Source organism: Megasphaera sp. SW808, from assembly GCF_012027795.1.
GTDB lineage: Bacteria > Bacillota > Negativicutes > Veillonellales > Megasphaeraceae > Megasphaera > Megasphaera stantonii.
On record NZ_SJOT01000027.1, the window covers coordinates 1 to 24513 of the forward strand.

The window sequence follows — 24513 nt, forward strand, 5'->3', positions numbered from 1 at the left end:
GCTGCGCTCCGGCTTGTTTTTTCCTCGGACTTGCTGGGAAGGACTGGGAAATACATTGTGAAGTATATAAGTAACTATATGACGGCATATAGCTGCTTAACGCGTTTTGTAGCCTTGGTAATCTTTCAGCTTCGTGTTGTCTTCCAGGGCTTGTTTTATCGTTTTGCCGGCATCTAACTGGCTGATTACGTCTAAGGCTTTATCAGATAAGTAGGCGTTGTCTTTTTTGCCGAGCAGCTGAGTCTGGTCGGTCGCCCACAGGACGCCGGCGTTTTCGTTGCGGCCCTGCAGGAGGAACAGCGTGTCGCCGTTTTTATTGGCTTCGGCCAAGGTAACGCCGTGTTTTTTCTGCCATGCAGCGACGGCGGCGCATAAGCCGGCATCGTCAGAACGTTCGCGGTTCAGGATTAAGACGGCCTTGGTGTTTTTATATTCCGTACAGAAATTGAAGTCGCCCTGAGAATCCATGGCGGCGAAAACAGGGCCCTGGCCGTTGTACTTCGGTGCGATGACCTTGTCGATGGTCAGGGATTTGCCGACACCCTGGGTCTGGGCATGAAGCTCGTAGTCGTACGAGTTGATATACCGGCCCTGGGCGTCTTTTTTGTTGGTCATGCCGACGATGCCGTCGACGCCGGGAACCTGGAAGTAATCGACGGCGGCGCGCACGACGTCAACGGGCGAGGCCGTGTCGATCCAGGTGTCGATGCCGTTGTCGTTTAAGGTCTTGTACAGCTCCTTCATTTCCGGAGAGACGGTGATGCCGAGTTTGTACGATACGGATACATTGCCGGCTTCGCTCTTGTAATCGACGGGGCTGACATATTTGCCTTTGCTCCACGTCTGGCCTTTATCGGGATTACCATAGAAGCTGTGGCTTTCATAGGCCAAATTGTATACTTCGTCAGGCGTCATGCCCGTGTACCAGTACGTGACCCAGGGATAGGAAACGGAAGCGTCCATCGTATCGCCGATAGCGTCGTAGAGCCAGCGCATCTTGGCAGTGAACTCTTTATATTCCGGGCTGACCCGTACTTCGGCAGGCTGTTCCTTGCCCGTTTTGGTAATCAATCCCTTGGCGTACAATTGTTTATAAGCTGCTGCGGCGTCTTTAATGGCTGCTTCAATCGAGACGGGGCGGCCGTCGCCGTCGTCGGCGCCGTACGTCAAGGTCAGCTTATCGGCAGGAATGCCCGTGCGCAGGACGGCTTCCATCTGGTCCGGTTCAATGGCAAAGGCCAGGCGGTCGAGCTGCCAGACCATGAGCTGCTCTTCTACGTCCAGGATAGACGTCGTGTTGTCGAAATCAAAGACGGCGTAGGGGCGGTTGGCTGCGTCGTACGAAGCAGAACGGCTGCCGTACATGTCCATGAACTGATTTAAGGAAGCCTTCACGGTCGGTTCCCAGTTGGCGCTCTGGACGTGCTGCTGCGCGGCGCTCTGGCTGACGGCGGCAGTATGGACCGGTGCGGCCCATACGGGGGCCGCTTGTACGGCCGTGAGGATCGATAAGGCGCAGACTACGCTGGCGGCGTATTTCTGCATGCGTTTTTTTGTCGGATACTTCATAAACGGAATACTCCCTTCTGACTAATCATGATATATTTACTATATAAAGAATGTATAAACTCACCGTCAAAGGCAGGTAAAAAACAGGTAAAAAGAGACGTTGACAGTATAAAATAAAAAAACGTATAATATAATTTATTGCTACGGTTATCATCGATGTATTTTTGCCTAAAGGGGGCTGTTTCATGCATAGCATATCCTATTTCTGGCGATTGTCCCGTACCATTTACGGTCCGCGCAATTTTCAGGAAAATAAGCGGGCCGTCGTTTTTTTTGCCCGCGCCGTGACGAACCGCTCTTTATTTGAAGAATTGTATTCTTTTTTTGACGCCTATGAGCCGATGAAAGGCTTTTTCGACAGGCAGGACCCGGATTTCCAGGAAGTCATGACCCGCGTGTTCCTGTTTAAAAATTCGACGATGCGCCAGCGCCTGGACGCGCTGCTTCATCATTTTACGATTTTGCGGACTATGTTTTCCGACGAAGTCATTCATGAGCTGTATTGGGGCAAGGGCTATACGCTGTGGAAATCGCCTGATGAGTCGCTGCCGCTGGAGGCCCGCCTGATTTTCGATACGGGGCAGCGCAAGGAAGGCTTTTTGTCCTTGTACTTGTATCATGAAGGAGAAATGATTTACCATTTTAACTTCCGCTTTGATTACAATGCCGACGGCGTGCCGTCTATGTACATCGGCACGATTCAGGGCTCAAAGCACGGCCTGGAAACGACGAAGGCGCTGACGAAAAAGCTCTTCGGCTACCGGCCGAAGAATTTTATCCTGTATCTCATGCGCATCTTCGTCCAGACCTTGGGCATCCGCGATATGTATGCCATTACCGACGAGGGATTTTATACGAACAGCCACCTGCTGCGGGGCAACCGTTCGAAGAAGACGAATTTCGACGACTTCTGGAACGATGAAGGGGCTGTAGCCGACGGGAAGGAACAGTGGTATATTCGCCTGCCTATCGAAGAAAAGCGGCGCAAGTACGACGAAATCAAGTCGCAGAAGCGCAACCTGTTTCGGAAGCGGTATCTGCTCATGGATACGATCGTGCCGTCCTATATCGAGGCGATCCGCGGCCTGTTCCGCGAAGGGTTCGCACCTGTTCCGTCTGCTGTAGATGAGGCGGCCATTGTCGATAAGCCGGCCGATTACGACCCTATCGAAGCGCCGAAGGAATAATATATGTATATATACTGCAAGTCGTCTGCACAGCGGCAGAAGGCTTGCAGTATTTTTTTGTCATAGCAGGCCTTGGCGGCTTGCAAAAAGTCAAAAAGACGAATATAATAAAGTCAAAAAGATGAACCAATAGACGTCTTTTTATACGATGAACAATAGAGCAGGTGATTATAATGAGTATATTAGCCGACAAGATTGAACAATTTATTTTACATAAACTGCTGGAAGAAGAGGAAGAAAACATCGTGCTGCGCCGCAATGAACTGGCCGACGAGCTCAACTGTGCGCCGTCGCAGATCAGCTACGTCCTGAGCACCCGCTTTTCCAACGACAAGGGATTTTTAGTTGAATCGCGGCGCGGCTCGGGCGGATTCGTCCGCATCGTCCGCCTGCGTCCGAAACAACAGGACCGCACGCCTGTGCTGCTGGAAGAACGGCTGCCGGCGGTAAGCATTACCCTGGACGATTTGGACGGATTTTTATTCCAGCTCATCAAGCAGCGCCGCATGACGAACAGGGAAGCCATTCTCATGCATCAGACCTTTGACGCATTGTACAAGGAAATCGACGACGAGGCAAAGCGGCTGGCCGTCATCAGCCGGATTCTCCGCCATCTGAATACCCATTAGCCCATTTTCGGAAGGAGGGTGATACCGATGCTGTGCGATATTTGCAAAAAGAGAGAGGCCGTCGTTCATATTGCGTCCTTTGAAAATGGGCGGCGCACAGATCTGCATTTGTGCGCGGCGTGTGCAAAGACACATAGCAAGTTAGCTCTGTTTCAGGACTTAAATATTATCAATAATGATTTTTTCCGCAAGATGGCCTATCCCGATTATACGGGGCAGTCGGAAGAAGAGCCGCGCTGCGCCAGCTGCGGCATGACGTACGGCGAGTTTAACCGGTCGGGGCTCTTTGGCTGCCCCGATTGCTACGAAGCGTTTAAGGAAGAGCTGCCGCCGCTGTTGCGCCGCATTCACGGCCATACAAAACACGACGGCAAGGTGCCTAACCGCGGCACGGGCGTCTTCCGCACGATGACGCATATCAAGCGCCTCCGCCAGCATCTGCAGAAGCTGGTGCAGGAAGAGCGGTACGAAGAAGCGGCGAAGGTTCGCGATGAAATACGGGCGCTGCAGAGAATGCAGCCTGACGCCGGCGGAAGGGAGGGCTGACCGATGTCGTATGAATTTCTATGCAAGCCCCTCAGTCCCTGGCAGGAAAGGGCAGGCGATTATGGCGACGTCGTCATCGACAGCCGCATCCGCCTGTCCCGAAATTTAAAGAACTACGTCTTTCCCCAGCGGGCGTCTGATGCCGAATTGGCGGCTGTCTTTGCCGAAGGGCGGCGCATGACGCCGCTTTTAAGCGTTATGGGACGGGGGAGATATGCCTTTATCGATTTGGACGAGCTGACGCCTCTGCAGCGGGAGCTGATGGCAGCCAAGCATTTCGTTTCGGCCGCCCATATTACAAAGCCTGTTTCCCGGGCGGTTATCGTGCGGGACGACGGCGCGGCGGCCGTCATGGTCAACGAAACGGACCATTTCTGCATCCAGACGGCGGCGGCTGGTTTTGACCTGCAAAAGGCCTGGGACGACGCGTCTCAAATCGACGACTGCCTGGAACAGAAGCTGAATTTTGCCTATCGCGACGACTTCGGCTATTTGACGGCCAGCCCGTCGATTACCGGTACAGGGCTCATTGCCGGCGTCACGGTTCACATACCGGCGCTGGTATTGATGAAGAGGCTGAACCGCATCGTCCAGGGAATTACGAAATTCGGTTTCGCCGTGTGCGGCATGTACGGCGAACGGGATGAATATATCGGCAACATATTCCAAATCAGCAACCAGATTACCCTGGGCGTATCGGAAGAAGATATTTTAGGACAGCTGCGCAAGCTCGTTGCCCAGGTCGTGCAGGAAGAACGAAATTGCCGTCAGATTTTGTGGACCCATGACGGCGACACGATGAAAGATAAATTCTGCCGGGCCTACGGTACGCTGTCGCAGGCCTGGCTGATGAGCGAACAGGAAGGGCTGTCGCTGCTGAGCGATCTGCGTTTCGGCATCGACGCCGGCGTTATTGCAAAGCCGGCCCAGCTGTACGAGGGACTGCTGACGGCTATTACGCCGGCATACTTGCAGGCTGAAGCCGGGCGGGAACTCGGAGACACGGAGATGGAACGAGAACGGGCGGCCGTCATCCGCCGCATGGTATCGGCAGGCGACGGAGCGGCGTCTCTTCCGGAGTCCCTATAAAAGGAAGTGAGACACATGAACAATCGATTTACGAGCGACGCGAAGAAGGTACTGCGCTATGCTCAGGAATCTGCAAAATCGTTCCGTCATGATTATGTCGGGACAGAACATATACTGCTGGGCCTGGTGCTCCATACGGACAGCATGGCCGGACAGTTTTTGGCACAGCAGGGGCTGACGTCGGAGCACGTTACACGGGCGATTGAAAGCGCCGTCGGCATCGGCGAGAAAGCGACGTCGGCCCTACGGCTCACGCCGCGGACGAAACGGACCATGGAGCTGGCCGTGCGGACGGCGAACCAGCTGGGGCAGCAATATATCAGCACGGAGCACATGCTGGCCGGCGTGCTGCAGGAGCAGGGCTGCATGGCCCGGCGGATTTTGGAGCAGATGGACGTCAATCCAGACGAGCTGCTTCAGAAAATCGTCCAGCTCATGAATAACGGCGCTGCCGGCGGCGAAGCCGAAGGGCAGGCCATCGATTTATCCGAATTCGGCCGTGATTTGAATGAACTGGCTCGGGAAGACAAGATAGATCCGGTCATCGGCCGAAGCCGGGAAATCGAACGGGTCGTTCAGATTTTATGCCGCCGTACGAAAAATAACCCTGTTCTCATCGGCGAGCCCGGCGTAGGCAAGACGGCTATTGCCGAAGGGCTGGCCCAGCGCATCGTAACGGGCGACGTGCCCGACGTACTGGCCCATAAGCGTATCTTTTCCCTGGATATGGGAAGCCTCGTTGCCGGGACGAAATACCGCGGCGAATTTGAAGACCGTATCAAGCAGGTCATCGAAGCCGTCCAGCAGGACGACGACATGATTCTCTTCATCGATGAACTTCACCAGCTCATCGGCGCGGGAGCCGTAGAGGGCTCGATGGATGCGGCCAATATCCTAAAGCCGGCTTTGTCGCGGGGCGAGCTGCAGTGCATCGGCGCGACGACGATCGACGAATATAAGAAAAATCTGGAAAAAGACGCGGCCCTGGCTCGCCGCTTTCAGACTGTCCTCGTCGGCGAGCCGTCGGAAGACGAAGCCGAACAGATCGTATTCGGCCTGCGGGATCGGTACGAAGCCTTTCACAAGGCGCGCATTACCGACGAAGCAGTTCGGGCTGCCGTCAAATTGTCGGCCCGGTACATTTCGGACCGCTATCTGCCTGACAAGGCCATCGACGTCGTCGACGAAGCGGCGGCCCGCGTGCGCATGAAGGTCTACGCGCCGTCGCAGGACGTGCAGGCCCTGGAACAGCGGCTGGCGGCGATTCGACAGGAAAAGGATGCGGCTTTGGCTAGCGAAGAGTTTGAACGGTGCGCGTCGCTGCGTGACGAAGGCAAGAAAATCGCCGATGAAATCGCCGCGCTGAAGCAGGAAAAGAAGCGCCATGACGATGCGAAGCTCATCGTGACGGAAGAAGACGTGGCCGACGTCGTTTCGCAGTGGACCGGCGTCCCCGTACAGCAGCTGACGGAAACAGAAGCCCGCCGTCTGCTCCATCTGGAAGAAGAGCTGCACAAACGGGTTATCAGCCAGGACGAAGCGGTGACGGCGGTGGCCAAGGCCATCCGGCGGGCCCGCGCCGGACTGAAAGACGTCAATCGTCCCATCGGCTCGTTCTTATTCCTGGGGCCGAGCGGCGTCGGGAAGACGGAGCTGGCCCGCACGCTGGCCCGTCAGCTTTTCGGCAGCCAGGACGCGATGATACGCATCGACATGAGCGAATTCATGGAACGGTACAGTGTATCCCGCCTCGTCGGCGCGCCGCCGGGATATGTTGGATATGAAGAAGGCGGCGAGCTGACCGACGCCGTGCGGGAAAAGCCGTACAGCGTCGTCTTATTTGACGAAGTCGAAAAAGCCAGCGGCGATTTCTTCAACCTGCTCCTGCAGGTGCTCGACGAGGGGCGGTTGACCGATTCCAAGGGCCGCACAGTCGATTTCCGCAATACGGTCATCATTATGACCAGCAATCTCGGCGCGTCCCACTTGAAGCCGAGCGCGCCGGTCATGGGCTTTGCAGCCGGGACGGGAACCGACAAGGACAAGGCGGCGTCTTTCGCTATAGCTAAAAAGGAAATCCTCGACGACGTGAAGAAGTTTTTCCGTCCGGAATTCCTCAACCGCATCGATGAAATGCTCGTCTTCAAGCCCCTGGAAACAGAGGACTTGCGGCGCATCGTGGCCCTCCTGCTGGAAGACCTGGGCAGACGGCTTCAGGAAAAGGGCGTGCAGATGACCTGGACGACCGAAGCCGACGACGTGCTGGTGCAGGAAGGGACCGACTTTGCCTACGGCGCAAGGCCGCTGAAGCGGGCTATCCAGAAGCTGGTAGAAGATCCTATCGCCGAGATGCTGCTGGGCGGCAGCTTGAAAGAGGGCAACGTCCTTCAGGTGGACAGCCTCGATAAAAAAGAGCTCGTCTTTACGACAACATAATACATTATATAAAGAACATATAAGAAGCCCCTTGCCGGTTCTGTGTCGGCAAGGGGCTTTGCGTATTACGGAGTTTCCGCTTTTGAATCTAACTTCCACGTATTCTGCAATACGCGGAAATGCAGGTCGTGCCATTTTTTTTCAATATCCTGCATGGTGATTTCTGTAGAATACAGCAAGTTATTGTGTTTTTTTACAGATTGTTCCAGCTGGGCGATTCGCGTCTGCTGAATACGGGCCTGTTCCGTCAGCGTATAAAGGTTGTACTGCAGGACGGCAATCCAGACGAATTGTACGATAACCAACAGCAGAAGGACTGCCGCCGCGCCGGCGAGAAACTTTTCCGTTCCTAACAAATCGTCCCAACGCCGGTGAAGCGACCGTTTCTGTAAGTCGAATTCCGTGGCTGCATCAGTATCGCCGCCTAAACGGCGGGAAGAAAGGGAGACGACACGGCGGATGAATTTTTCCCGTACGGACAAGGAGAACACGACCTTTCGCGCTGCAATGCGCCTGAGTTATAAATTGGAAATGACGCGGGCTTTGTTGCGGACGAAGTCAAGCCACAACTGGGCTGCGTGGGAGAGGTAATGTCCCCGTTTCCAGATAACGTACAATACGTGCATGATTTCCGGCTCTACTAACGGACGGACGACGACCGATTCGGACACGCGCGGATTCGTTTCCTTCGTCGGGCAGAGGCGGCTCGGCAGGAGCGCTACGCCCAGGTTGGCCACGACGGTCTGAATCATGAGGTCGCGCTGGCTCGTTTCAAATACGATTTTCGGCTGGAAGCCGATTTTCTTGCAGTGCTGAATGATTTCGTCGTGCAGGTTGAAGTCGTCGCGATATAACACCAGCGATTCGTTGGCCAGCTTTTTCAGGGGAATAGTCTTTTCCTTGCTCAGGATGTTGTCCCGGTGAATGATGACGTTCATCGGGTCCTGGGTCAGAAAGAACGATTCGAAATCCTTTTCCTTCGGCTGGGTACAGACGATGCCCAGATCGATGAGGCCTTCCTGCACGCTGATTTCGACTTTTTTCGAGCCGTGCTCGTACAGATCAAGCTCGATCTGCGGATATTCCTGCTTAAAGGCCCCTAAGAGATTGGCGAAAATCGGCGCGCCCGTAATAGGCGGCAGGCCGATGAGGACCGTCCCTTGCTCCAGCTTGAATTCATTTTCAAAGTCGGTCTTCAAATGTTCGAACATGAAGACGACGCGCTTGGCGTGGGAGAGGAATATCGTGCCGGCGTCGGTTAATTCCACGGCCTTGGCGTTGCGCATAAACAAGACGACGCCTAATTCTTCTTCCAGGGCCTTGATCGTGCGGCTGATTGCAGATTGGGAAATATGCAGCGTCCGGGCCGCTTTGCTGAAGGATTTTTTATCGGCGACTTCTACAAAATATTTGAGATGATGAAAATCCATAATGCCACCTCCCTATAATAATACCTAAACAGTATACGTTTACAAAATGGCACAAACCAATGTTCAAAATCGCATCGCAATCCGGCATAATCCTATTGAATTTCAATTTGCTTAGGCATATAATTAACTCGTAAGGAAAAGTTACAAAGTCGTTCGGATGTGATGGTCAGAAAATACATAAAAAAGGCGTGAGTGTGCAAAACTGTAATACTATCATTATAGTATTACAAATTTGCAATAATATCAATACTTTTTTTGAATATTATCCGTACCTTCCTGTTTTTATTTTTGAAGCGGGACGCGTGTGCCTGCCTTGTGAATGAAATCACAGACTGGAAGCTGCGATGCATGCAACGCAAGGGACGCGCGAGTAAATTCGGAATGTCTTTTAACTTTGTCTGCAATATAGGAAAACCTATATTGAGGTATATATTTTTATAAGGAGCGTGTTTTATCTATGAGCAAATTCAAAACCATGGATGGCAACGAAGCAGCTGCATGGGTGTCCTATGCATTTACTGAAGTTGCCGCAATTTATCCGATCACGCCGTCTTCGCCTATGGCCGAACATGTCGATGATTGGGCTGCAGCAGGCATGAAGAACCTCTTTGGTCATCCGGTCAAAGTTTTCGAAATGCAGTCTGAAGCTGGTGCAGCTGGCGCATTCCACGGTTCTTTGCAGGCAGGCGCTTTGACGACTACATATACGGCATCCCAGGGCTTCTTGCTGATGATCCCGAATATGTACAAAGTTGCCGGCGAACTTCTCCCGGGCGTATTCCACGTTTCCGCTCGTGCGTTGGCTAACCATGCCCTGAGCATTTTCGGCGACCACCAGGACGTTATGTCCGCTCGTGCTTCCGGCTGCTGTCTCTTGGCTGAATCCAACGTACAGGAAGTTATGGACCTCGGCGGCGTAGCTCACTTATCCGCTTTGAAAGGTTCCTTGCCGTTCATCAACTTCTTCGACGGTTTCCGTACGTCTCACGAAATCCAAAAAGTTGAAGTTATGGACTTCGAAAACTTCCGTAACCTCATCGACTGGGACGCTGTAAAAGCTTTCCGCAAACGCGCTTTGAACCCGGATCATCCGGAAATCCGCGGCACTGCAGAAAACCCGGACGTTTACTTCCAGCACACAGAAGCCAGCAACAAATACTACGAAGCTATGCCTGATATCGTAGCTGGCTACATGGATGAAATCTCCAAGATTACGGGCCGCACCTACAAACCGTTCAACTACTACGGCGCTGAAGACGCTGAATATGTCGTAGTTTCCATGGGCTCCTTGTCCGACGTAGCTAAACAGGCTGTCGAATACTTGCAGAGCCAGGGCGAAAAAGTCGGCGCTATCAACGTTCACCTCTATCGTCCGTTCTCCAATAAATACCTCCTCAACGTATTGCCGAAGACGGTTAAGAAGATCGCCGTTATCGACCGTACGAAGGAACCGGGCTCCCTCGGCGAACCCCTGTACCTCGATATCGTCGGCTTCGTAAAAGAAGAAGGCCTCAATATCGACGTTATCGGCGGCCGCGCCGGCTTGGGCTCCAAAGACGTTCTGCCGGAAGACATCTTGTCCGTATTCACGGAACTCAAGAAAGAACATCCGCTCAACGGCTTCACCCTCAGCATCGAAGACGACGTTACGAACCTGTCCCTTCCGCGCGCACCGAAGATGCCGCTTGACACGACGGGCCTTACGGCTTGCAAATTCTGGGGCTTCGGCTCTGACGGCACGGTCGGCGCTAACAAGTCGGCTATCAAGATCATCGGCGACCACACGGATATGTATGCTCAGGCATACTTCGCTTATGACTCCAAGAAATCCGGCGGCGTAACGATTTCTCACCTGCGTTTCGGCACGAAACCTATCGACATGCCGTACCTCATCGACGCAGCTGACTACATCGCTTGCCATCGTCAGTCCTATGTAAAACGCTTCGACCTGCTCCGCGGCATTAAAGACGGCGGCACGTTCATGCTGAACTGCACGTGGACCGACGAAGAACTGGACAAAGAACTGCCGGCTAAGATCAAACGCGACATCGCTAAGAACCACGTTAAATTCTATACGTTGAACGGCGACGCTATCGGCCAGAAACTCGGCCTCGGCACCCGCATCAACATGGTAATGCAGGCTGCGTTCTTCGCATTGGCAAAAGTTATTCCTTTGGAAGACGCTGTTAAATACCTGAAAGACTCCATCGTTAAGAGCTACGGCAAGAAAGGCCAGAATGTCGTTGACATGAACTGGGCTGCTGTTGACGCCGGCGTAAGCGAATTCCATGAAGTCAACTATCCGGCTTCTTGGGCTGACGCTGTCGACGAAGTAGTAGAAGGCCGTCCGGCTCCGGAATACTTCACGAACGTTGCAGCTCCGATGCTCGGCCAGGTTGGCGACGACCTCGCTGTATCGGCATTCATCGGCCGTGAAGACGGCACGATGCCTTCCGGCACGTCCAAGTTTGAAAAAGCAGGCCCGGCTCTCCATGTTCCGTCCTGGGATGCTGAAAAATGTATCGGCTGCATGCAGTGCTCCTTCGTCTGCCCGCACGCTACGATCCGTCCGGTATTGACGACGAAAGAAGAAACGGCTGCTGCTCCGGCTGGCTACAAAGTAGCTGCTAAAGCTAAATCCGGCAAAGAATACGACGTTGCTATCATCGTCGACCAGCTCGACTGCCTCGAATGCGGCAGCTGCGTAAACGTCTGCCCGGTTAAGGCTCTCACCATGGTTCCGAACACGGACGAAGAACGTGCTAAGATGGACTTCTGGTACTATGGCACGGAAAAGGTTGCTCCGAAAGCTAACCCGCAGAATAAATACAGCGTTATCGGCTCCCAGTTCGAAACGCCGCTCCTCGAATTCTCCGGCGCATGCGCAGGCTGCGGTGAAACACCGTATGTCAAACTCGTTACGCAGCTCTTCGGCGACCGCATGATGATCGCCAACGCTACAGGCTGCTCCTCCATTTGGGGTGCATCTGCTCCGGTTGCTCCGTACACGACGAACGCTGCCGGCCATGGTCCTGCATGGGCTAACAGCTTGTTCGAAGACGCTGCTGAATTTGGCCTCGGCATGTTCATGGGCGTTGACAAAGTCCGCATGGACTTAGTTGCTAAACTTGACGAAGCGAAAGCTGTCGCTTCGGAAGAACTCCAGGCTGCTTTGAGCGACTGGGCTGCTAACGTACACGAAGGCGAAGGCTCCCGTGAACGTGCTGACAAGCTGACGGCTCTCCTCGAAGCTGAAGCTGCAGGCAAACCGGTTCTCGAAGACTTCCTCGACAAGAAACAGTTCTTCGTAAAACGTTCTCAGTGGATCATCGGCGGCGACGGCTGGTCCTATGATATCGGTTACGGCGGCGTTGACCACGTCCTCGCTTCCGACAACGACGTAAACGTCCTCGTACTCGATACGGAAGTTTACTCCAACACGGGCGGCCAGTCCTCCAAGGCTACTCCGACAGCTGCTATCGCACAGTTCGCTGCTGCTGGCAAACGCACGAAGAAGAAGGACCTCGGCATGATGGCTATTTCCTACGGCTATGTATACGTAGCTCAGGTAGCTATGGGCGCCGACAAGAACCAGCTCATCAAAGCTCTGAAAGAAGCTGAAGCTTACCATGGCCCGTCCCTCGTCATCTGCTACGCTCCTTGCATCAACCACGGCATCCGCAAGGGCATGAGCAAGAGCCAGACAGAAGAAAAACTCGCTGTCGAATGCGGTTACTGGGATCTGTTCCGCTACAACCCGGCTCTCAAAGAAGAAGGCAAGAATCCGTTCAGCCTCGACTCCAAAGAACCGGATTACAGCAAATTCCAGGAATTCCTCCAGGGCGAAGTTCGTTATGCTTCTCTCCAGAAGGCACTCCCCGAAAAAGCTGCTGAATTGTATGCGAAGACAGAAGCCGACGCTAAGAACCGCCGCGAAACCTATGTACGTTTCCAGAAGGGTTTTGAAGCTTAATCTGCAATGTCTGAACGCTGCATAGCGTACGTATAAAGAAAACTGCTGCACCATATGGTGCGGCAGTTTTTTTTTCATGAAAATAACAGTTTTTTTCATCAATGTCTTTATTTTGAGAATATAACGTGGTAGAATAAGGATATGATTATTGATAGTGATTATTTATGAGAATGCGTTGTGATGTCATGAAAAAAAGATGGCGCGTCATTCCGGCAGACGAAGGCTGCGCGCGCTCATTGTCTGAACAACTCCATATATCACCTATACTGGCGCAGCTTCTGGTACATAGAGGTATCACCTCGGCAGAATGTGGGCGCCATTTTCTCTATGATTCGCTGGAACAGAGCTGCGACCCTTTTTTGATGAAAGGGATGGAAAAGGCGGTGCAGCGCATCTGCCGGGCTATAGAAGGGAAAGAGAAGATTATCATTTACGGAGATTATGACGTAGACGGCATTACGGCTACGTCGCTTCTGTATTGGGTCTTGTCGGATTTGGGCGCCGAGCCCTCTTTTTATATACCGGAACGGCAGAGCGAAGGGTACGGCCTCAACCGGGATGCCGTACAGCATTTGAAGGACGAGCATACGAATGTGCTGATTACGGTGGACTGCGGTATTTCCTCCTACGATATTGTCGATTCCTTCCGCGGCGACATGGATATCATCGTGACGGATCACCACGAGCCGCCGGCAGACATACCGCCGGCCTACGCCGTGCTGAATCCCAAGCAGGAAGGCTGCGCCTATCCGTTTAAGGAGCTGGCCGGCGCCGGCGTGGCTTACAAGCTGTGCCAGGCCTTGTGGCTCCGCCTGTGCGGCGAGGCCCTGGCCGGGTATACGGAAATCGCCGCCTTAGGGACTATCGCCGATTTAGTTCCCTTGACGGGGGAAAACCGCATCATCGTTCGCGACGGACTGCAGCGGATGAAAGAAGGCTATAATACGGGCCTTCAGGCGCTGCTGGCCGTATCGGGCCTGACACCGGATTCAATCAGCGCCGGCCGCATCGCCTTTACGGCGGCGCCGCGCCTCAACGCTGCCGGCCGCATCAGCCACGCTGAAAAGGGCGTGCGCCTTTTGCTGGAAACCGACGAGGAGAAGGCTGGCCGCATTGCTGAAGAGCTGAACGAGCTGAACAAGGAACGGCAAGATATAGAGCACGACATCGCCAGGCAAGCGGTGCGGCAGATTGAAGCGGAGAAGAGAAGGGATGACGGCGTGCTCGTCGCCTACGGGCAGGACTGGCATGCCGGCGTTATCGGCATCGCAGCGTCACGGCTGGTAGAAGAGTATTACCGGCCGTCGCTGGTCATCAGCGTTCACGACGACGTCGGCAAGGGCTCATGCCGGAGCATTGCCGGTTTTAATATGTACGAAGCGCTGCAGTATGCCGACGACTTGCTGATTCAATACGGCGGCCATCCCATGGCAGCTGGATTTTCCATACAGGCCGACCGCATTGAGGACTTCCGCCAGCGCTTGATAGAATATGCGGCGGCTCATATGAAGGAAGAAGACTATATTCCGCAGCTGGCCGTGGACGGCGAGCTCCGGCCCGACGATATTACCCTGTCTCTGGTCGGCGAGCTGAGCCAGCTGGAGCCCTACGGCATGGGCAACAGCCGTCCCGTCTTTTCCCTGCAAGGCTGTACGGTCGACGAAGCCCGGCCTATCGGCAGGGATAAAAAACACCTGCGCCTGGTCCTGCGCAGCGGCAAGCATACGCGGATATCCGGCGTGGGATGGTCTATGGCAGAGGCCTGCGACGAAATCATGGAAGGCGACTGCATCGACGTGGCCTTTCAGCTGGAACGCAACGAGTTCAACGGCGTGGCGTCGCCGCAGCTCGTCGTGCAGGACCTGCGCGGCCCTGATATTCCTGTCCATTTAGACCGGACAGTTATGATAGATATATATTTGGCCTTGAAAAAATGCATTCCTGAATGGGGGATGCCCGTATGGCAGGTGCAGCAGCGCGCCTTGGCGGCTGAAGGCGACCGGTATGAAGCTCATGCCATTTATGCGGCGATCCTCGTGCTGAAGGAAATAGGCGTTTTAAAAATACGAAGCGACGTAGACGGCCCGTCTTATTATTTTCCCGTCCTCTCCGGGAAAATGTGCCTGCATATGTCGCCGACATATCAGAAATACAGTAAGACCTAAGGGGGAATTTGTATGGAACATAAAGATGCAGCAACGGCCTTTACCGAGCCGGATAAAGCGTTTCAACATTTAATCGATACGATTCACAGCTATCTTCCCGACGCCGGCTGCGACGACGTAAAGAAGGCCTATGCCTTGGCTTACGAAGCCCATAAGGAACAGCACCGGGCCAGCGGCGAGCCCTATATCCTCCATCCGCTGGCCGTGGCCCAGATTTTGGCGGATATGAAAATCGACACACGGACCATTACGGCGTCTCTTCTGCACGATGTCGTCGAAGATACGGACTATACGCTGGACGATTTGAAAAATCTTTTCGGCAAGGAAGTGGCCTTCCTCGTCGACGGCGTTACGAAATTGAGCCGTCTCAATTACCGGACCAAGGAAGACCAGCAGCTCAACAGCATGCGCAAGATGTTCCTGGCCATGGCCAAAGACGTGCGGGTCGTCGTCATCAAGCTGGCCGACCGCCTGCACAACATGCGGACCCTGCGGTACATGCGCAGCGACAAGCAGAAGCGTATCGCCCAGGAGACGCTGGAAATCTTTGCGCCCTTGGCTCATCGCCTCGGTATTTTCAATATCAAGTGGGAATTGGAAGACTTGTCCTTCCGCTATTTGGAGCCCGATAAATACTACGACCTGGTAGACCAGATGAAGCAAAAGCGGCATGTCCGTGAAGAAATCATCAACGAAGCGATCGACGTACTGCGCAAAGCCCTGGAGGACGCCCATATCCAGTGCGAGATCAACGGCCGGCCGAAGCATTTTTACAGCATTTATAAAAAGATGAAAAAAGATAACCGCGATCTCAGCCAGGTATACGACTTGTTTGCTATCCGGGTCATCGTCGATTCCGTTCAGGACTGCTACGGCGTCCTGGGGATCGTCCACAGCCTGTGGAAGCCCCTGCCGTACCGCTTCAAGGACTACATTGCCATGCCGAAGCCGAACAACTACCAGTCCCTGCATACGACGGTCATCGGCACGAGAGGGCAGCCTGTAGAAATCCAGATTCGGACCTGGGAAATGCATCACATCGCCGAGTACGGCGTCGCGGCCCACTGGCGGTATAAGGAAGGCAACGCCAACGCCGGCAAGAACGAATTCGACGAAAAGATGGGCTGGCTCCGCAACCTCCTCGAATGGCAGGATACGAGCAATCCCCAGGAATTCGTCAACGCCCTCAAGCTCGACGCCTTCTCCGACGAGGTCTTTGTCTTTACGCCGCGGGGCGACGTCATCGACCTGCCTCAGGGGGCTATTCCCATCGACTTTGCCTACCGCATCCATACGGACGTAGGCCATCGCTGCGTCGGCGCTAAGGTAAACGGCAAGATCGTGCCTCTGGATTATGCGCTGAAAAACGGCGATATCGTAGAAATCATCACGTCTAAGGTCGGAAAGCCCAGCTTAGACTGGCTGAAAATCGTCGGCAGCTCCGAAAGCCGCTCGAAAATCCGCAACTGGTTTAAGAAGGAAAATAGAGAAGACAATATCCTGAAAGGCGCCGAAGCGCTGGAACGGGAATGCAAGCGCTTAGGCCACGACTGGAAGGCCATCAATACGGCCGGCCGGCTGGCCCGGGTTGCCAAGCAGATGAACGCCGGCTCGGAAGACGATCTCGTCGCCGCCGTAGGCTACGGCGGATTCGCCGTCAATACGGTCCTCATCAAGCTGCTGGAGCTGCACAAGAAGGAACTGCAGAAGCAGGAAGAAAAGAGCAGCCTGTCTATGATAGAAAAGCTCAAGCCGAAGAAGCCCGTCAAATCCAACGGCACGGGCGTGCTGGTCAAGGGCGAGCCGGGCCTTCTCGTGCGGCTGGCCAAGTGCTGCAGCCCTGTGCCGGGCGACCCGATCATCGGCTTTATTACGAGGGGCCGCGGCGTTTCGGTTCACCGGGCTGACTGTCCTAATATCAGCAACAATCAGAACGACATCGACCGCCTCATCGACGTAGAATGGGAATACGGCAGCAACGAAAACTTTGAAGTCAGCATGGAAATCGTCGCCTACGACCGCACGGGCATCATGGCGGAAATCATGGCGGCCCTGGCGGAAATGAAAATTTCCGTCCTGTCTGTCAATGCGAAAGTCAATGACACGAAGAGCGTTACGATTCACATGAGCATCAGCATCAAGGATTTGGCTCAGTTTGAATTCGTTACGACAAAAATCCGGCGCTTGAAGGACGTATACCTCGTACAGCGCTATACAGGAGGACAGCAATGAGAGCAGTAGTGCAGAGAACGCTGACGTCGTCCGTGACGTCGGAAGGCGTGGAAACGGGCCGCGCAGGCCTGGGCCTGACGGTTCTCCTGGGCGTGGCCCAGGACGACGACGAAAAGGACGCGCTGTACATGGCGGAAAAGATTGCCAACCTGCGTATTTTTGAAGATGACAAGGGAAAGATGAACCGGTCTCTCGTCGATATCGGCGGCGACATGCTCGTCGTATCGCAGTTTACGCTGTGCGGCGACGTCCGCCATGGCCGGCGGCCCAGCTTTACTGAAGCAGCGCCGCCGGAACTGGCTGAAGCGCTGTATGAGAAGTTCGTCTCCGCCGTCAGCGCCATGGGCATCCGTACGGCTACGGGCCGGTTTCGGACGGAAATGGTCGTTTCACTGGAAAATCACGGCCCGGTTACGATCCTCGTAGACAGCAAAAAATTATTTTAGGAGGACACTTGTATGAGCATGAAATATATGACAATGATGTTGGGGCCCGTTATGACGAACTGCTACATCGTATACGACAGCGAGACGAAAGACGCAATGGTTATCGATCCGGCCTGGGATTACGACAAAATTAACCAGGCTCTGGAAGATCACCAGCTCCATTTAAAATTTATATTTCAGACCCACGGCCATGCCGACCACATCGGGGCTCTGCAGGAATTGCGGAATCGTAAAAACGTCCCCGTATACGTCGGCGAAGGTGATAAGGATTTGATCAGCAATTCCAGAAACAACCTGTCCCTGTTCATGGGCCATCCCATCGAATGCACGTCGCCCGACTACATTGCCCATGAAGGCGATACGATTACCTTGGGCAACCTGTCCTTTACGGTCATTGAAACGCCGGGCCACACGCCGGGCGGCCTGTGCCTGTACGGCGAAGGCGTCGTCTTTTCCGGAGATACCTTGTTCCGCTACTCCGTAGGCCGTACGGATTTATACGGCGGCTCGTCCCGCACGCTCATCAGCAGCATCAACGACAAGCTCATGGGCCTGCCTGACGATACGGTCGTCCTGCCGGGACACGGGCCGGAATCGACCATCGGGGAAGAACGGCGGGGCAACCCCTTCCTATACGGAGGCTGGTAAACCATGTCTATGTACAAGGAATCCCAGTTTTGGCTGCGCGTCACGCTGACGGTTCTCGCCGGCGCGCTGTTCCTGCTGGTCCATTCCATCTACTGGCCCGTCGTCATATCGCTGATCCTGACGTTTATCCTGATGCCGATGCGGAATCTATTTATGCGCCTGTGCTACAGGCTGACGAATCGGCGCCTGCCGGCGGACATAGCCATACTCCTTTCGTTTTTTACGTTTATCCTGGTCATGACCGGCCTGACAAACGTCATCCTCAAGCCGCTGCTGTATCAGATGAATTTACTGGCGGCTAATTTCAACAACCTGGTGGCCCAGACGGCGGCGCTGGTCAATCAGCTGGAAAACGAGCAGACGCAGTTTTACATACCCGAGCAGATCAAGGTCATCATCAACGATGCCTTCGTCAAGGTCGGCAATTACGGCGTAGAAGGCGTGACTAATCTCATCCGTTCCGTCTTCGTCATAGCCGGCACGGTTGTGGAATTTTTCGTCGTCCCCTTCATTACGTTTTACTTCATGAAGGACGGCGGCCGCATGGTACGGTCCTTTGTCAATATTTATCCGGAGCACTACCGTCCTCAGCTGGCAGTGGTGTTTGAGGAAATACACACGGTGCTGAGCCGCTACATACGCGGCCAGCTGCTGATGAGCTGCATTATCGCCACGCTGACCTTTCTCGGCATGTGGGCTATGGGCGTTCCCTATCCCATGGTCATCGGCCTGATTGCAGCCATTACAGAATGGGTTCCTATCGTCGGACCTATCGTGGGAGCCATACCGGCTATCCTGCTGGGAGCGACTGTCGACCTGACCTTATCGGTTAAGGTCCTCGTATTCTACGTCATTATCCAGCAGATAGACAGCCACCTCATCATGCCGCAGGTTATGGGAGCGGTTATCAGCCTCCATCCCGTCGTCATCGTCATCGCGCTGCTCATCGGCGGCACGCTGTTCGGCGTGGCCGGCATGATACTGACTGTACCCGTAACGGCGGTCCTGCAGATTTTGTGCAAGCATTTGTGGTTTTACAATACGTATAAAGAAAAGGCGATGAATACATATGGAAACTAACAACACCAGTAAAGAAGAAATCATGAACATCATGATGAAGCGCATGAAAGACAAGATAAAGGATAAGAAATGCAAGATGACGTCGCAGCGGCAGGTCATCCTGCGGGCCTTTGTTGAAAGCGATATCCGTCACATGAACGCCGAAGAAGTCTTTGAAATCGTAAAGAAAATGTCTCCGGACATCGGCTTGGCTACGGTATATCGGACGCTCGACCTGTTCACGGAAATGGACCTTCTGAAAAAGCTCGATTTCGACGACGGCTGCAGCCGCTACGAATTGAACGACCGCGACAATGAAGGTCATTTCCATCATCACCTGATCTGCATGGGCTGCGGCAAGGTGTGGGAATGTCAGGACGACCTGCTGGAAACGCTGGAATCTATTTTGCAGAAGCGGCTCCATTTCCATACGGTAGATCATCAGCTCAAGGTATACGGATATTGTGAAGAATGTGAAAAGAAACGGGAGGCTGAACAAGGCGAACATGAATAATACGCCGGACCTTCAGACCTACAGCTACAGCGGCCCCGAACGATATCATTCCCTCGTCGGCCAGGTCATGGCCTCTTTGGGCTATGTCGGCGGCCGCGAATGCCGCAATATAGGCGCAGCGGTCGTCCTGGAAGAACGGGACGGCCGTCTCCGTTTGTCCTGCGCCTTCGGCGGCGACGGCGCCTGGCGGTCGGAATCTTGGCTGTCCCGTTCGGGAGAGGAGCGGGCCCATATCAAGGACTGCCTCCTGCATTGGCACGAACAGTTCAGCGGCAAGCCCAAGAGCCCGTGGGGAACTCTCATCGGCGTGCGGCCTACCAAGCTAGTCCATCGCCTGTTTGACGAAGGGATGGATGAGGAAGAAGCCCGGCGTCATCTGTGCAGCCGGTATGAGGTGACGGAAGAAACGGCGAAGTTTCTCGTCCAGGTGGCAGCTGTGCAGCGGCCCTATGTGACGGGCGGCAAGAAGGATATTTCCGTATATGTCGGCATTCCCTACTGTCCCAGCCACTGCGTGTACTGTTCCTTTCCTTCGCGTCTTATCGGAGAAGAGAATGATGGCGTGCTTCAGGATTTTGCCGACGCCATCGTCGCCGATATAGAAGACATGGGCCGCCTGTGCCGGCAGTACGGCTTGCGCATCCGCTCGGCTTACGTAGGCGGCGGCACGCCGACGTGCCTTCCCCTGCCGATACTGCAGCGTCTGATGACGGCCATGAGCTCCGTCTTTGCCGGCGCGGAAGAGTGGACTGTCGAAGCGGGGCGGCCCGATACGGCGTCGGAAGACGTACTGGCTCTGCTGCGCCGCAGCGGCGTAACCCGTATCAGCGTCAATCCCCAGACGATGCAGCAGCGCCTTCTCGACGCCATCGGACGGCGGCACACGACAGAAGATATATATCGCATGTACGAGCGATGCAGACAAATGGCCTTTCCCGTCATCAATATGGACTTTATTGCCGGTCTTCCCGGCCAAACCGCAGAGGATATGCGGGAAAATATGGAAATTGTTTGCCAACTGCACCCAGAAAATGTTACAATTCATACGTTAGCATTAAAAAAACGGGCGCCTTTATTTCATCACCCTCTGCGGGAGGATATCCCGTCAGCTGAAGACGTAGGCGCTATGCTGGACGTGTGCCGGCAAACGCTGCAGGAAGGCGGCTACGGGCCGTATTATATGTATCGGCAGACCTATATGGCCGCCAGCTTCGCCAACGTCGGCTATGCCTTGCCGGGAGCGATCAGTCCCTACAACATCGAAATGATGGAAGAACGGGGAACTGTCCTGGCTGCCGGGCCGGGGGGAGCGACGAAATTTGTCCGCAGCGATGGCCACAGTCTGGAAAAACTGTACATGCCTAAGGACATAGACAGATATATAGAGGCTCTGCCGGAAAACATGAGGCAGCGCCGCCGTTTGTGTGCTATCATATATGGAGGAGAGGATTTGTAATGGCAATTACCGCACCCAGAGGTACGCAGGATTTCTTGCCGGAACAAACGGCAGATTGGCAGATTTTAGAGCAAAAAATCCGTCAGATCTGTTCGCTTTACGGGTTCGGCGAAATTCGTACCCCTTTGTTTGAAAGTACCGAATTGTTTTTGCGCGGCATCGGTGAGACGACCGACGTCGTTACGAAAGAAATGTACACCTTCAATGACCGCGGCGGCCGCAGCATGACCTTGCGCCCTGAAAACACGGCGTCCGTCGTCCGCGCGTATTTGGAGCATAAATTATACGGCGACCCGAAGGTTCATAAGTTCTATTACATGGGACCGATGTTCCGTCACGATCGTCCCCAGGCCGGCCGGTACCGCCAGTTTAATCAGTTCGGCATTGAAGAAATCGGCTCGAAGGACCCGGCCGTCGATGCGGAAATCATTGCGATGGCCTTTCAGCTGTTCCGTGAATTGGGACTGAACGATTTAGTCCTTCATCTCAATTCCGTCGGCTGCCCGAAATGCCGTCCCATTTACCGGCAGAAGCTTCTCGATTTCTTCGCCGATAAAAAGGATCAGCTCTGTGACGACTGCAAGGCTCGCTTGGAAAAGAACCCCCTGCGCGTCCTCGACTGCAAGGAAGAAGGCTGCAAGCAGGCCGCCGTCGGCGTTCCCGAACTGACGGACAACCTCTGTGACGACTGCAAGGAACACTTTGCGAAGGTTCAGGAATACCTGACGAAGATCGGTATTCCTTTCGAACTGGACCCGCGCCTTGTCCGCGGCTTGGATTATTATACGAATACGGCCTTTGAGATCATGTACGCTCCCTTAGGGGCTCAGAGCACGGTCTGCGGCGGCGGCCGCTATGACGGCCTCATCGAAGAAGTGGGCGGTCCGGCGACGCCGGGCATCGGCTTTGCCATCGGCATGGAACGGCTGCTTCTGACCTTGAAGGAACAAGGCCTGCTGCCGCCGGTGGAAAAGAAGCGGCCCGTATTCATTGTAGCTCTCGGCGACGCGGCCAAGACGGAAGCCTTCAGCCTCCAGCAGCAGCTCCGGGCTAAGGGTATATATGCCGAAATCGACACGATGGGCCGCAGCATGAAGGGGCAGATGAAATCGGCCAACCGCCTGGAAGCCGATTATACAGTCATTATCGGCGAAGAAGAGCTGGCCGCCGGCCAGGCTCAGGTCCGCGATATGGCTACGAAAGAGCAAGTCAGCGTTCCGATCGACGGAATTGTTGCATATATGGAAACACATAAGAAGGGATGATTCATTCATGGATACAATGGAAGGTTTGCACCGCTCGCAATATTGCGCAGAAGTCAGCGAAGCGGACAATGGCAAAGAAGTAATTCTGTGCGGCTGGGTTGAACGCCGCCGCGACCACGGCGGATTGATTTTCATCGACCTCCGCGACCGTACGGGCATCGTACAGGTCGTAGCCTCGCCGGATTACGAAGAAGTTTCCTTTAAAAAGGCCGAACAGGTCCGTACGGAATACGTTCTGGCCGTCCGCGGCATCGTGCGCATGCGCGATAAGGATACGGTAAACCCGAAGATGAAGACCGGCACGATTGAAATCCGCTGCGAAGAGCTGCGTATTCTCAACTCGTCCAAGACGCCGCCGTTCTACATTGAAGACAACATCGACGTCGACGAAAAGATCCGCTTGAAATATCGGTATCTCGACCTGCGCCGTCCGGAAATGCAGAACAACCTCATCATGCGCCATAAAGTAAAACACGCTATGCGCACGTTCCTGAACGAACACGGCTTCATCGATATTGAAACGCCGGAGCTGTGCAAGAGCACGCCGGAAGGCGCCCGCGACTACCTCGTACCGAGCCGCGTCAACGAAGGCAAGTTCTATGCATTGCCCCAGTCTCCGCAGATTTTCAAGCAGCTGCTCATGATTTCCGGCATGGACCGCTACTATCAGATTGCCCGCTGCTTCCGCGATGAAGACCTGCGCGCCGACCGCCAGCCTGAATTCACTCAGCTGGACATGGAAATGTCCTTCATGGATCAGGAAGAAATCTTGACGCTCGTCGAAGAAATGGTTCACTATATCTTCAAGGAAACGCTGGGCCACGACGTAGAGCTGCCGATTCACCGCATGACCTGGGACTACGCCATGGAAAACTACGGCTCCGATAAGCCGGACCTGCGCTTCGACATGAAATTTACCGATATTACGGATCTCGTCCGCGATACGGAATTCAAGGTATTCCGTTCCGTCGTCGACAACGGCGGCCAGGTCAAGGCCATCAACGTCAAAGGCGATGCCGGCATTCCGCGCCGCGAACTGGACAACCTCGTCGAATACGTATCCCGCTACGGCGCAAAGGGCCTGGCATGGATCTGCTTCATGGAAGACGGCACGCTGAAATCGCAGGTCAAGAAATTCCTCGGCGAAGACACGCTCAAAGCTATCGGCGAAAAGTGCGGCAGCGAAACGGGCGACCTGGTCCTCATGATTGCCGACAAGCCGGCCGTCGTCGCGGCAGCTCTCGGCGAACTGCGTAAGGAAATGGCCCGCCGCATGAACATGATCGACGAAAGCAAATTTGCCTTCACCTGGGTCGTCGATTTCCCCATGTTCGAATACAGCGAAGAAGAAAAACGCTACGTCGCCATGCATCATCCGTTCACGGCTATCCGCGACGAAGATTTGGATAAATTGGAAACCGACCCGGCCCACGTCTATGCCAAGGCGTACGACCTCGTTCTTAACGGCGTCGAACTGGGCGGCGGCTCCCTCCGTATTTACCAGCCTGATTTGCAGCAGCGCGTATTTAAGGCCATTGGCCTTACGCCGGAAGAAGCGGAACAGAAATTCGGCTTCCTGCTCCGGGCCTTCGAATACGGCGCTCCTCCTCACGGAGGCCTGGCCTTCGGCCTGGACCGCATGATCATGCTCATGCTCAAACGCAAGTCCATCCGCGACGTCATCGCCTTCCCGAAGACGCAGAACGCTATCGACCCCATGAGCGAAGCGCCGTCGGAAGTTACGAAAAAACAACTTCACGAGCTTCACATTCAGGTAGAAGAAGAACTCGTCAAGAAATAAAAGTCGCATTACAGAAAAAGGTATCGGCATGGCCGGTACCTTTTTTATCAGATAGAAAGGAAGTTGAG

General features: G+C 54.3%; 18 protein-coding genes. 15 read left to right on the forward strand and 3 right to left on the reverse strand.

Features of this window, described 5'->3' with window-relative positions:
* Positions 1-96 precede the first annotated feature (96 nt).
* Complete coding sequence (locus tag E0L13_RS09605; protein WP_168062062.1) at positions 97-1569, reverse strand: hypothetical protein; 1473 nt, start codon at positions 1567-1569, stop codon at positions 97-99.
* 185 nt (positions 1570-1754) lie between these two features.
* Between E0L13_RS09605 and E0L13_RS09610 the strand changes: the two genes are divergently transcribed.
* From E0L13_RS09610 to E0L13_RS09630, 5 genes are all read left to right on the forward strand, one after another.
* Positions 1755-2756: a VirK/YbjX family protein gene (locus tag E0L13_RS09610; RefSeq protein ID WP_168062064.1), complete on the forward strand. Its 1002-nt coding sequence runs from the start codon at positions 1755-1757 to the stop codon at positions 2754-2756.
* 173 nt (positions 2757-2929) lie between these two features.
* Positions 2930-3385 carry a CtsR family transcriptional regulator gene (locus tag E0L13_RS09615; RefSeq protein ID WP_168062066.1) on the forward strand — a complete coding sequence of 152 codons (456 nt, stop codon included), beginning with the start codon at positions 2930-2932 and terminating at the stop codon, positions 3383-3385.
* Positions 3386-3412: 27 nt separating this feature from the next.
* Positions 3413-3931 (forward strand): UvrB/UvrC motif-containing protein, encoded by a 519-nt coding sequence (locus tag E0L13_RS09620; protein ID WP_087478099.1) that lies wholly within the window; start codon positions 3413-3415, stop codon positions 3929-3931.
* A 3-nt stretch (positions 3932-3934) separates the two neighbouring features.
* Entirely contained in the window at positions 3935-5020 is a 1086-nt protein-coding gene (locus E0L13_RS09625; RefSeq protein ID WP_168062068.1) for an ATP--guanido phosphotransferase, read from the forward strand.
* Positions 5021-5035: 15 nt separating this feature from the next.
* Positions 5036-7456 (forward strand): ATP-dependent Clp protease ATP-binding subunit, encoded by a 2421-nt coding sequence (locus tag E0L13_RS09630; protein ID WP_168062070.1) that lies wholly within the window; start codon positions 5036-5038, stop codon positions 7454-7456.
* Positions 7457-7521: 65 nt separating this feature from the next.
* Here E0L13_RS09630 and E0L13_RS09635 read toward each other — a convergent pair whose 3' ends face one another.
* Entirely contained in the window at positions 7522-7938 is a 417-nt protein-coding gene (locus E0L13_RS09635) for a hypothetical protein (RefSeq protein ID WP_107195695.1), read from the reverse strand.
* Positions 7939-7974: 36 nt separating this feature from the next.
* Positions 7975-8886, reverse strand: coding sequence for a LysR family transcriptional regulator (locus E0L13_RS09640; protein WP_014016983.1), 912 nt, complete (start codon positions 8884-8886; stop codon positions 7975-7977).
* Between the two features lie 457 nt (positions 8887-9343).
* Between E0L13_RS09640 and nifJ the strand changes: the two genes are divergently transcribed.
* The 10 genes from nifJ (at position 9344) to aspS (ending at position 24445) form a co-directional block, all read left to right on the forward strand.
* Complete coding sequence (gene nifJ / locus E0L13_RS09645) at positions 9344-12859, forward strand: pyruvate:ferredoxin (flavodoxin) oxidoreductase (RefSeq protein WP_168062072.1); 3516 nt, start codon at positions 9344-9346, stop codon at positions 12857-12859.
* Between the two features lie 185 nt (positions 12860-13044).
* Entirely contained in the window at positions 13045-15024 is a 1980-nt protein-coding gene (gene recJ, locus E0L13_RS09650; RefSeq protein ID WP_168062074.1) for a single-stranded-DNA-specific exonuclease RecJ, read from the forward strand.
* A 12-nt stretch (positions 15025-15036) separates the two neighbouring features.
* Positions 15037-17256 carry a bifunctional (p)ppGpp synthetase/guanosine-3',5'-bis(diphosphate) 3'-pyrophosphohydrolase gene (locus tag E0L13_RS09655; RefSeq protein ID WP_168062075.1) on the forward strand — a complete coding sequence of 740 codons (2220 nt, stop codon included), beginning with the start codon at positions 15037-15039 and terminating at the stop codon, positions 17254-17256.
* Entirely contained in the window at positions 17253-17702 is a 450-nt protein-coding gene (gene dtd, locus E0L13_RS09660; RefSeq protein WP_168062077.1) for a D-aminoacyl-tRNA deacylase, read from the forward strand. The genes E0L13_RS09655 and dtd overlap by 4 nt, the downstream gene beginning before the upstream one ends.
* A 12-nt stretch (positions 17703-17714) precedes the next feature.
* Positions 17715-18350 (forward strand): MBL fold metallo-hydrolase, encoded by a 636-nt coding sequence (locus E0L13_RS09665; protein WP_168062079.1) that lies wholly within the window; start codon positions 17715-17717, stop codon positions 18348-18350.
* A gap of 3 nt (positions 18351-18353) precedes the next feature.
* Positions 18354-19430 (forward strand): AI-2E family transporter, encoded by a 1077-nt coding sequence (locus E0L13_RS09670; RefSeq protein ID WP_168062080.1) that lies wholly within the window; start codon positions 18354-18356, stop codon positions 19428-19430.
* Between the two features lie 22 nt (positions 19431-19452).
* Entirely contained in the window at positions 19453-19923 is a 471-nt protein-coding gene (locus E0L13_RS09675) for a transcriptional repressor (RefSeq protein ID WP_087478117.1), read from the forward strand.
* On the forward strand, positions 19916-21379 hold the full coding sequence (gene hemZ, locus E0L13_RS09680; RefSeq protein ID WP_168062082.1) for a coproporphyrinogen dehydrogenase HemZ: 1464 nt from the start codon (positions 19916-19918) through the stop codon (positions 21377-21379). The genes E0L13_RS09675 and hemZ overlap by 8 nt, the downstream gene beginning before the upstream one ends.
* Positions 21379-22644, forward strand: coding sequence for a histidine--tRNA ligase (gene hisS / locus E0L13_RS09685; RefSeq protein ID WP_168062084.1), 1266 nt, complete (start codon positions 21379-21381; stop codon positions 22642-22644). The genes hemZ and hisS overlap by 1 nt, the downstream gene beginning before the upstream one ends.
* A 7-nt stretch (positions 22645-22651) precedes the next feature.
* Complete coding sequence (aspS, locus tag E0L13_RS09690; protein ID WP_168062085.1) at positions 22652-24445, forward strand: aspartate--tRNA ligase; 1794 nt, start codon at positions 22652-22654, stop codon at positions 24443-24445.
* Positions 24446-24513: the final 68 nt, after the last annotated feature.

Bases quoted from the DNA above. Each gene is read 5' to 3' on its own strand.
- E0L13_RS09675 (WP_087478117.1), top strand. From the start codon at position 19,453: ATGAACATCATGATGAAGCGCATGAAAGACAAGATAAAGGATAAGAAA.
- E0L13_RS09665 (WP_168062079.1), top strand. From the start codon at position 17,715: ATGAGCATGAAATATATGACAATGATGTTGGGGCCCGTTATGACGAAC.
- E0L13_RS09655 (WP_168062075.1), top strand. From the start codon at position 15,037: ATGGAACATAAAGATGCAGCAACGGCCTTTACCGAGCCGGATAAAGCG.
- recJ (WP_168062074.1), top strand. From the start codon at position 13,045: ATGAAAAAAAGATGGCGCGTCATTCCGGCAGACGAAGGCTGCGCGCGC.
- E0L13_RS09625 (WP_168062068.1), top strand. From the start codon at position 3,935: ATGTCGTATGAATTTCTATGCAAGCCCCTCAGTCCCTGGCAGGAAAGG.
- E0L13_RS09640 (WP_014016983.1), bottom strand. From the start codon at position 8,886: ATGGATTTTCATCATCTCAAATATTTTGTAGAAGTCGCCGATAAAAAA.
- hisS (WP_168062084.1), top strand. From the start codon at position 21,379: ATGGCAATTACCGCACCCAGAGGTACGCAGGATTTCTTGCCGGAACAA.
- aspS (WP_168062085.1), top strand. From the start codon at position 22,652: ATGGATACAATGGAAGGTTTGCACCGCTCGCAATATTGCGCAGAAGTC.
- dtd (WP_168062077.1), top strand. From the start codon at position 17,253: ATGAGAGCAGTAGTGCAGAGAACGCTGACGTCGTCCGTGACGTCGGAA.
- hemZ (WP_168062082.1), top strand. From the start codon at position 19,916: ATGAATAATACGCCGGACCTTCAGACCTACAGCTACAGCGGCCCCGAA.
- nifJ (WP_168062072.1), top strand. From the start codon at position 9,344: ATGAGCAAATTCAAAACCATGGATGGCAACGAAGCAGCTGCATGGGTG.
- E0L13_RS09620 (WP_087478099.1), top strand. From the start codon at position 3,413: ATGCTGTGCGATATTTGCAAAAAGAGAGAGGCCGTCGTTCATATTGCG.
- E0L13_RS09630 (WP_168062070.1), top strand. From the start codon at position 5,036: ATGAACAATCGATTTACGAGCGACGCGAAGAAGGTACTGCGCTATGCT.
- E0L13_RS09610 (WP_168062064.1), top strand. From the start codon at position 1,755: ATGCATAGCATATCCTATTTCTGGCGATTGTCCCGTACCATTTACGGT.
- E0L13_RS09615 (WP_168062066.1), top strand. From the start codon at position 2,930: ATGAGTATATTAGCCGACAAGATTGAACAATTTATTTTACATAAACTG.
- E0L13_RS09670 (WP_168062080.1), top strand. From the start codon at position 18,354: ATGTCTATGTACAAGGAATCCCAGTTTTGGCTGCGCGTCACGCTGACG.
- E0L13_RS09605 (WP_168062062.1), bottom strand. From the start codon at position 1,569: ATGAAGTATCCGACAAAAAAACGCATGCAGAAATACGCCGCCAGCGTA.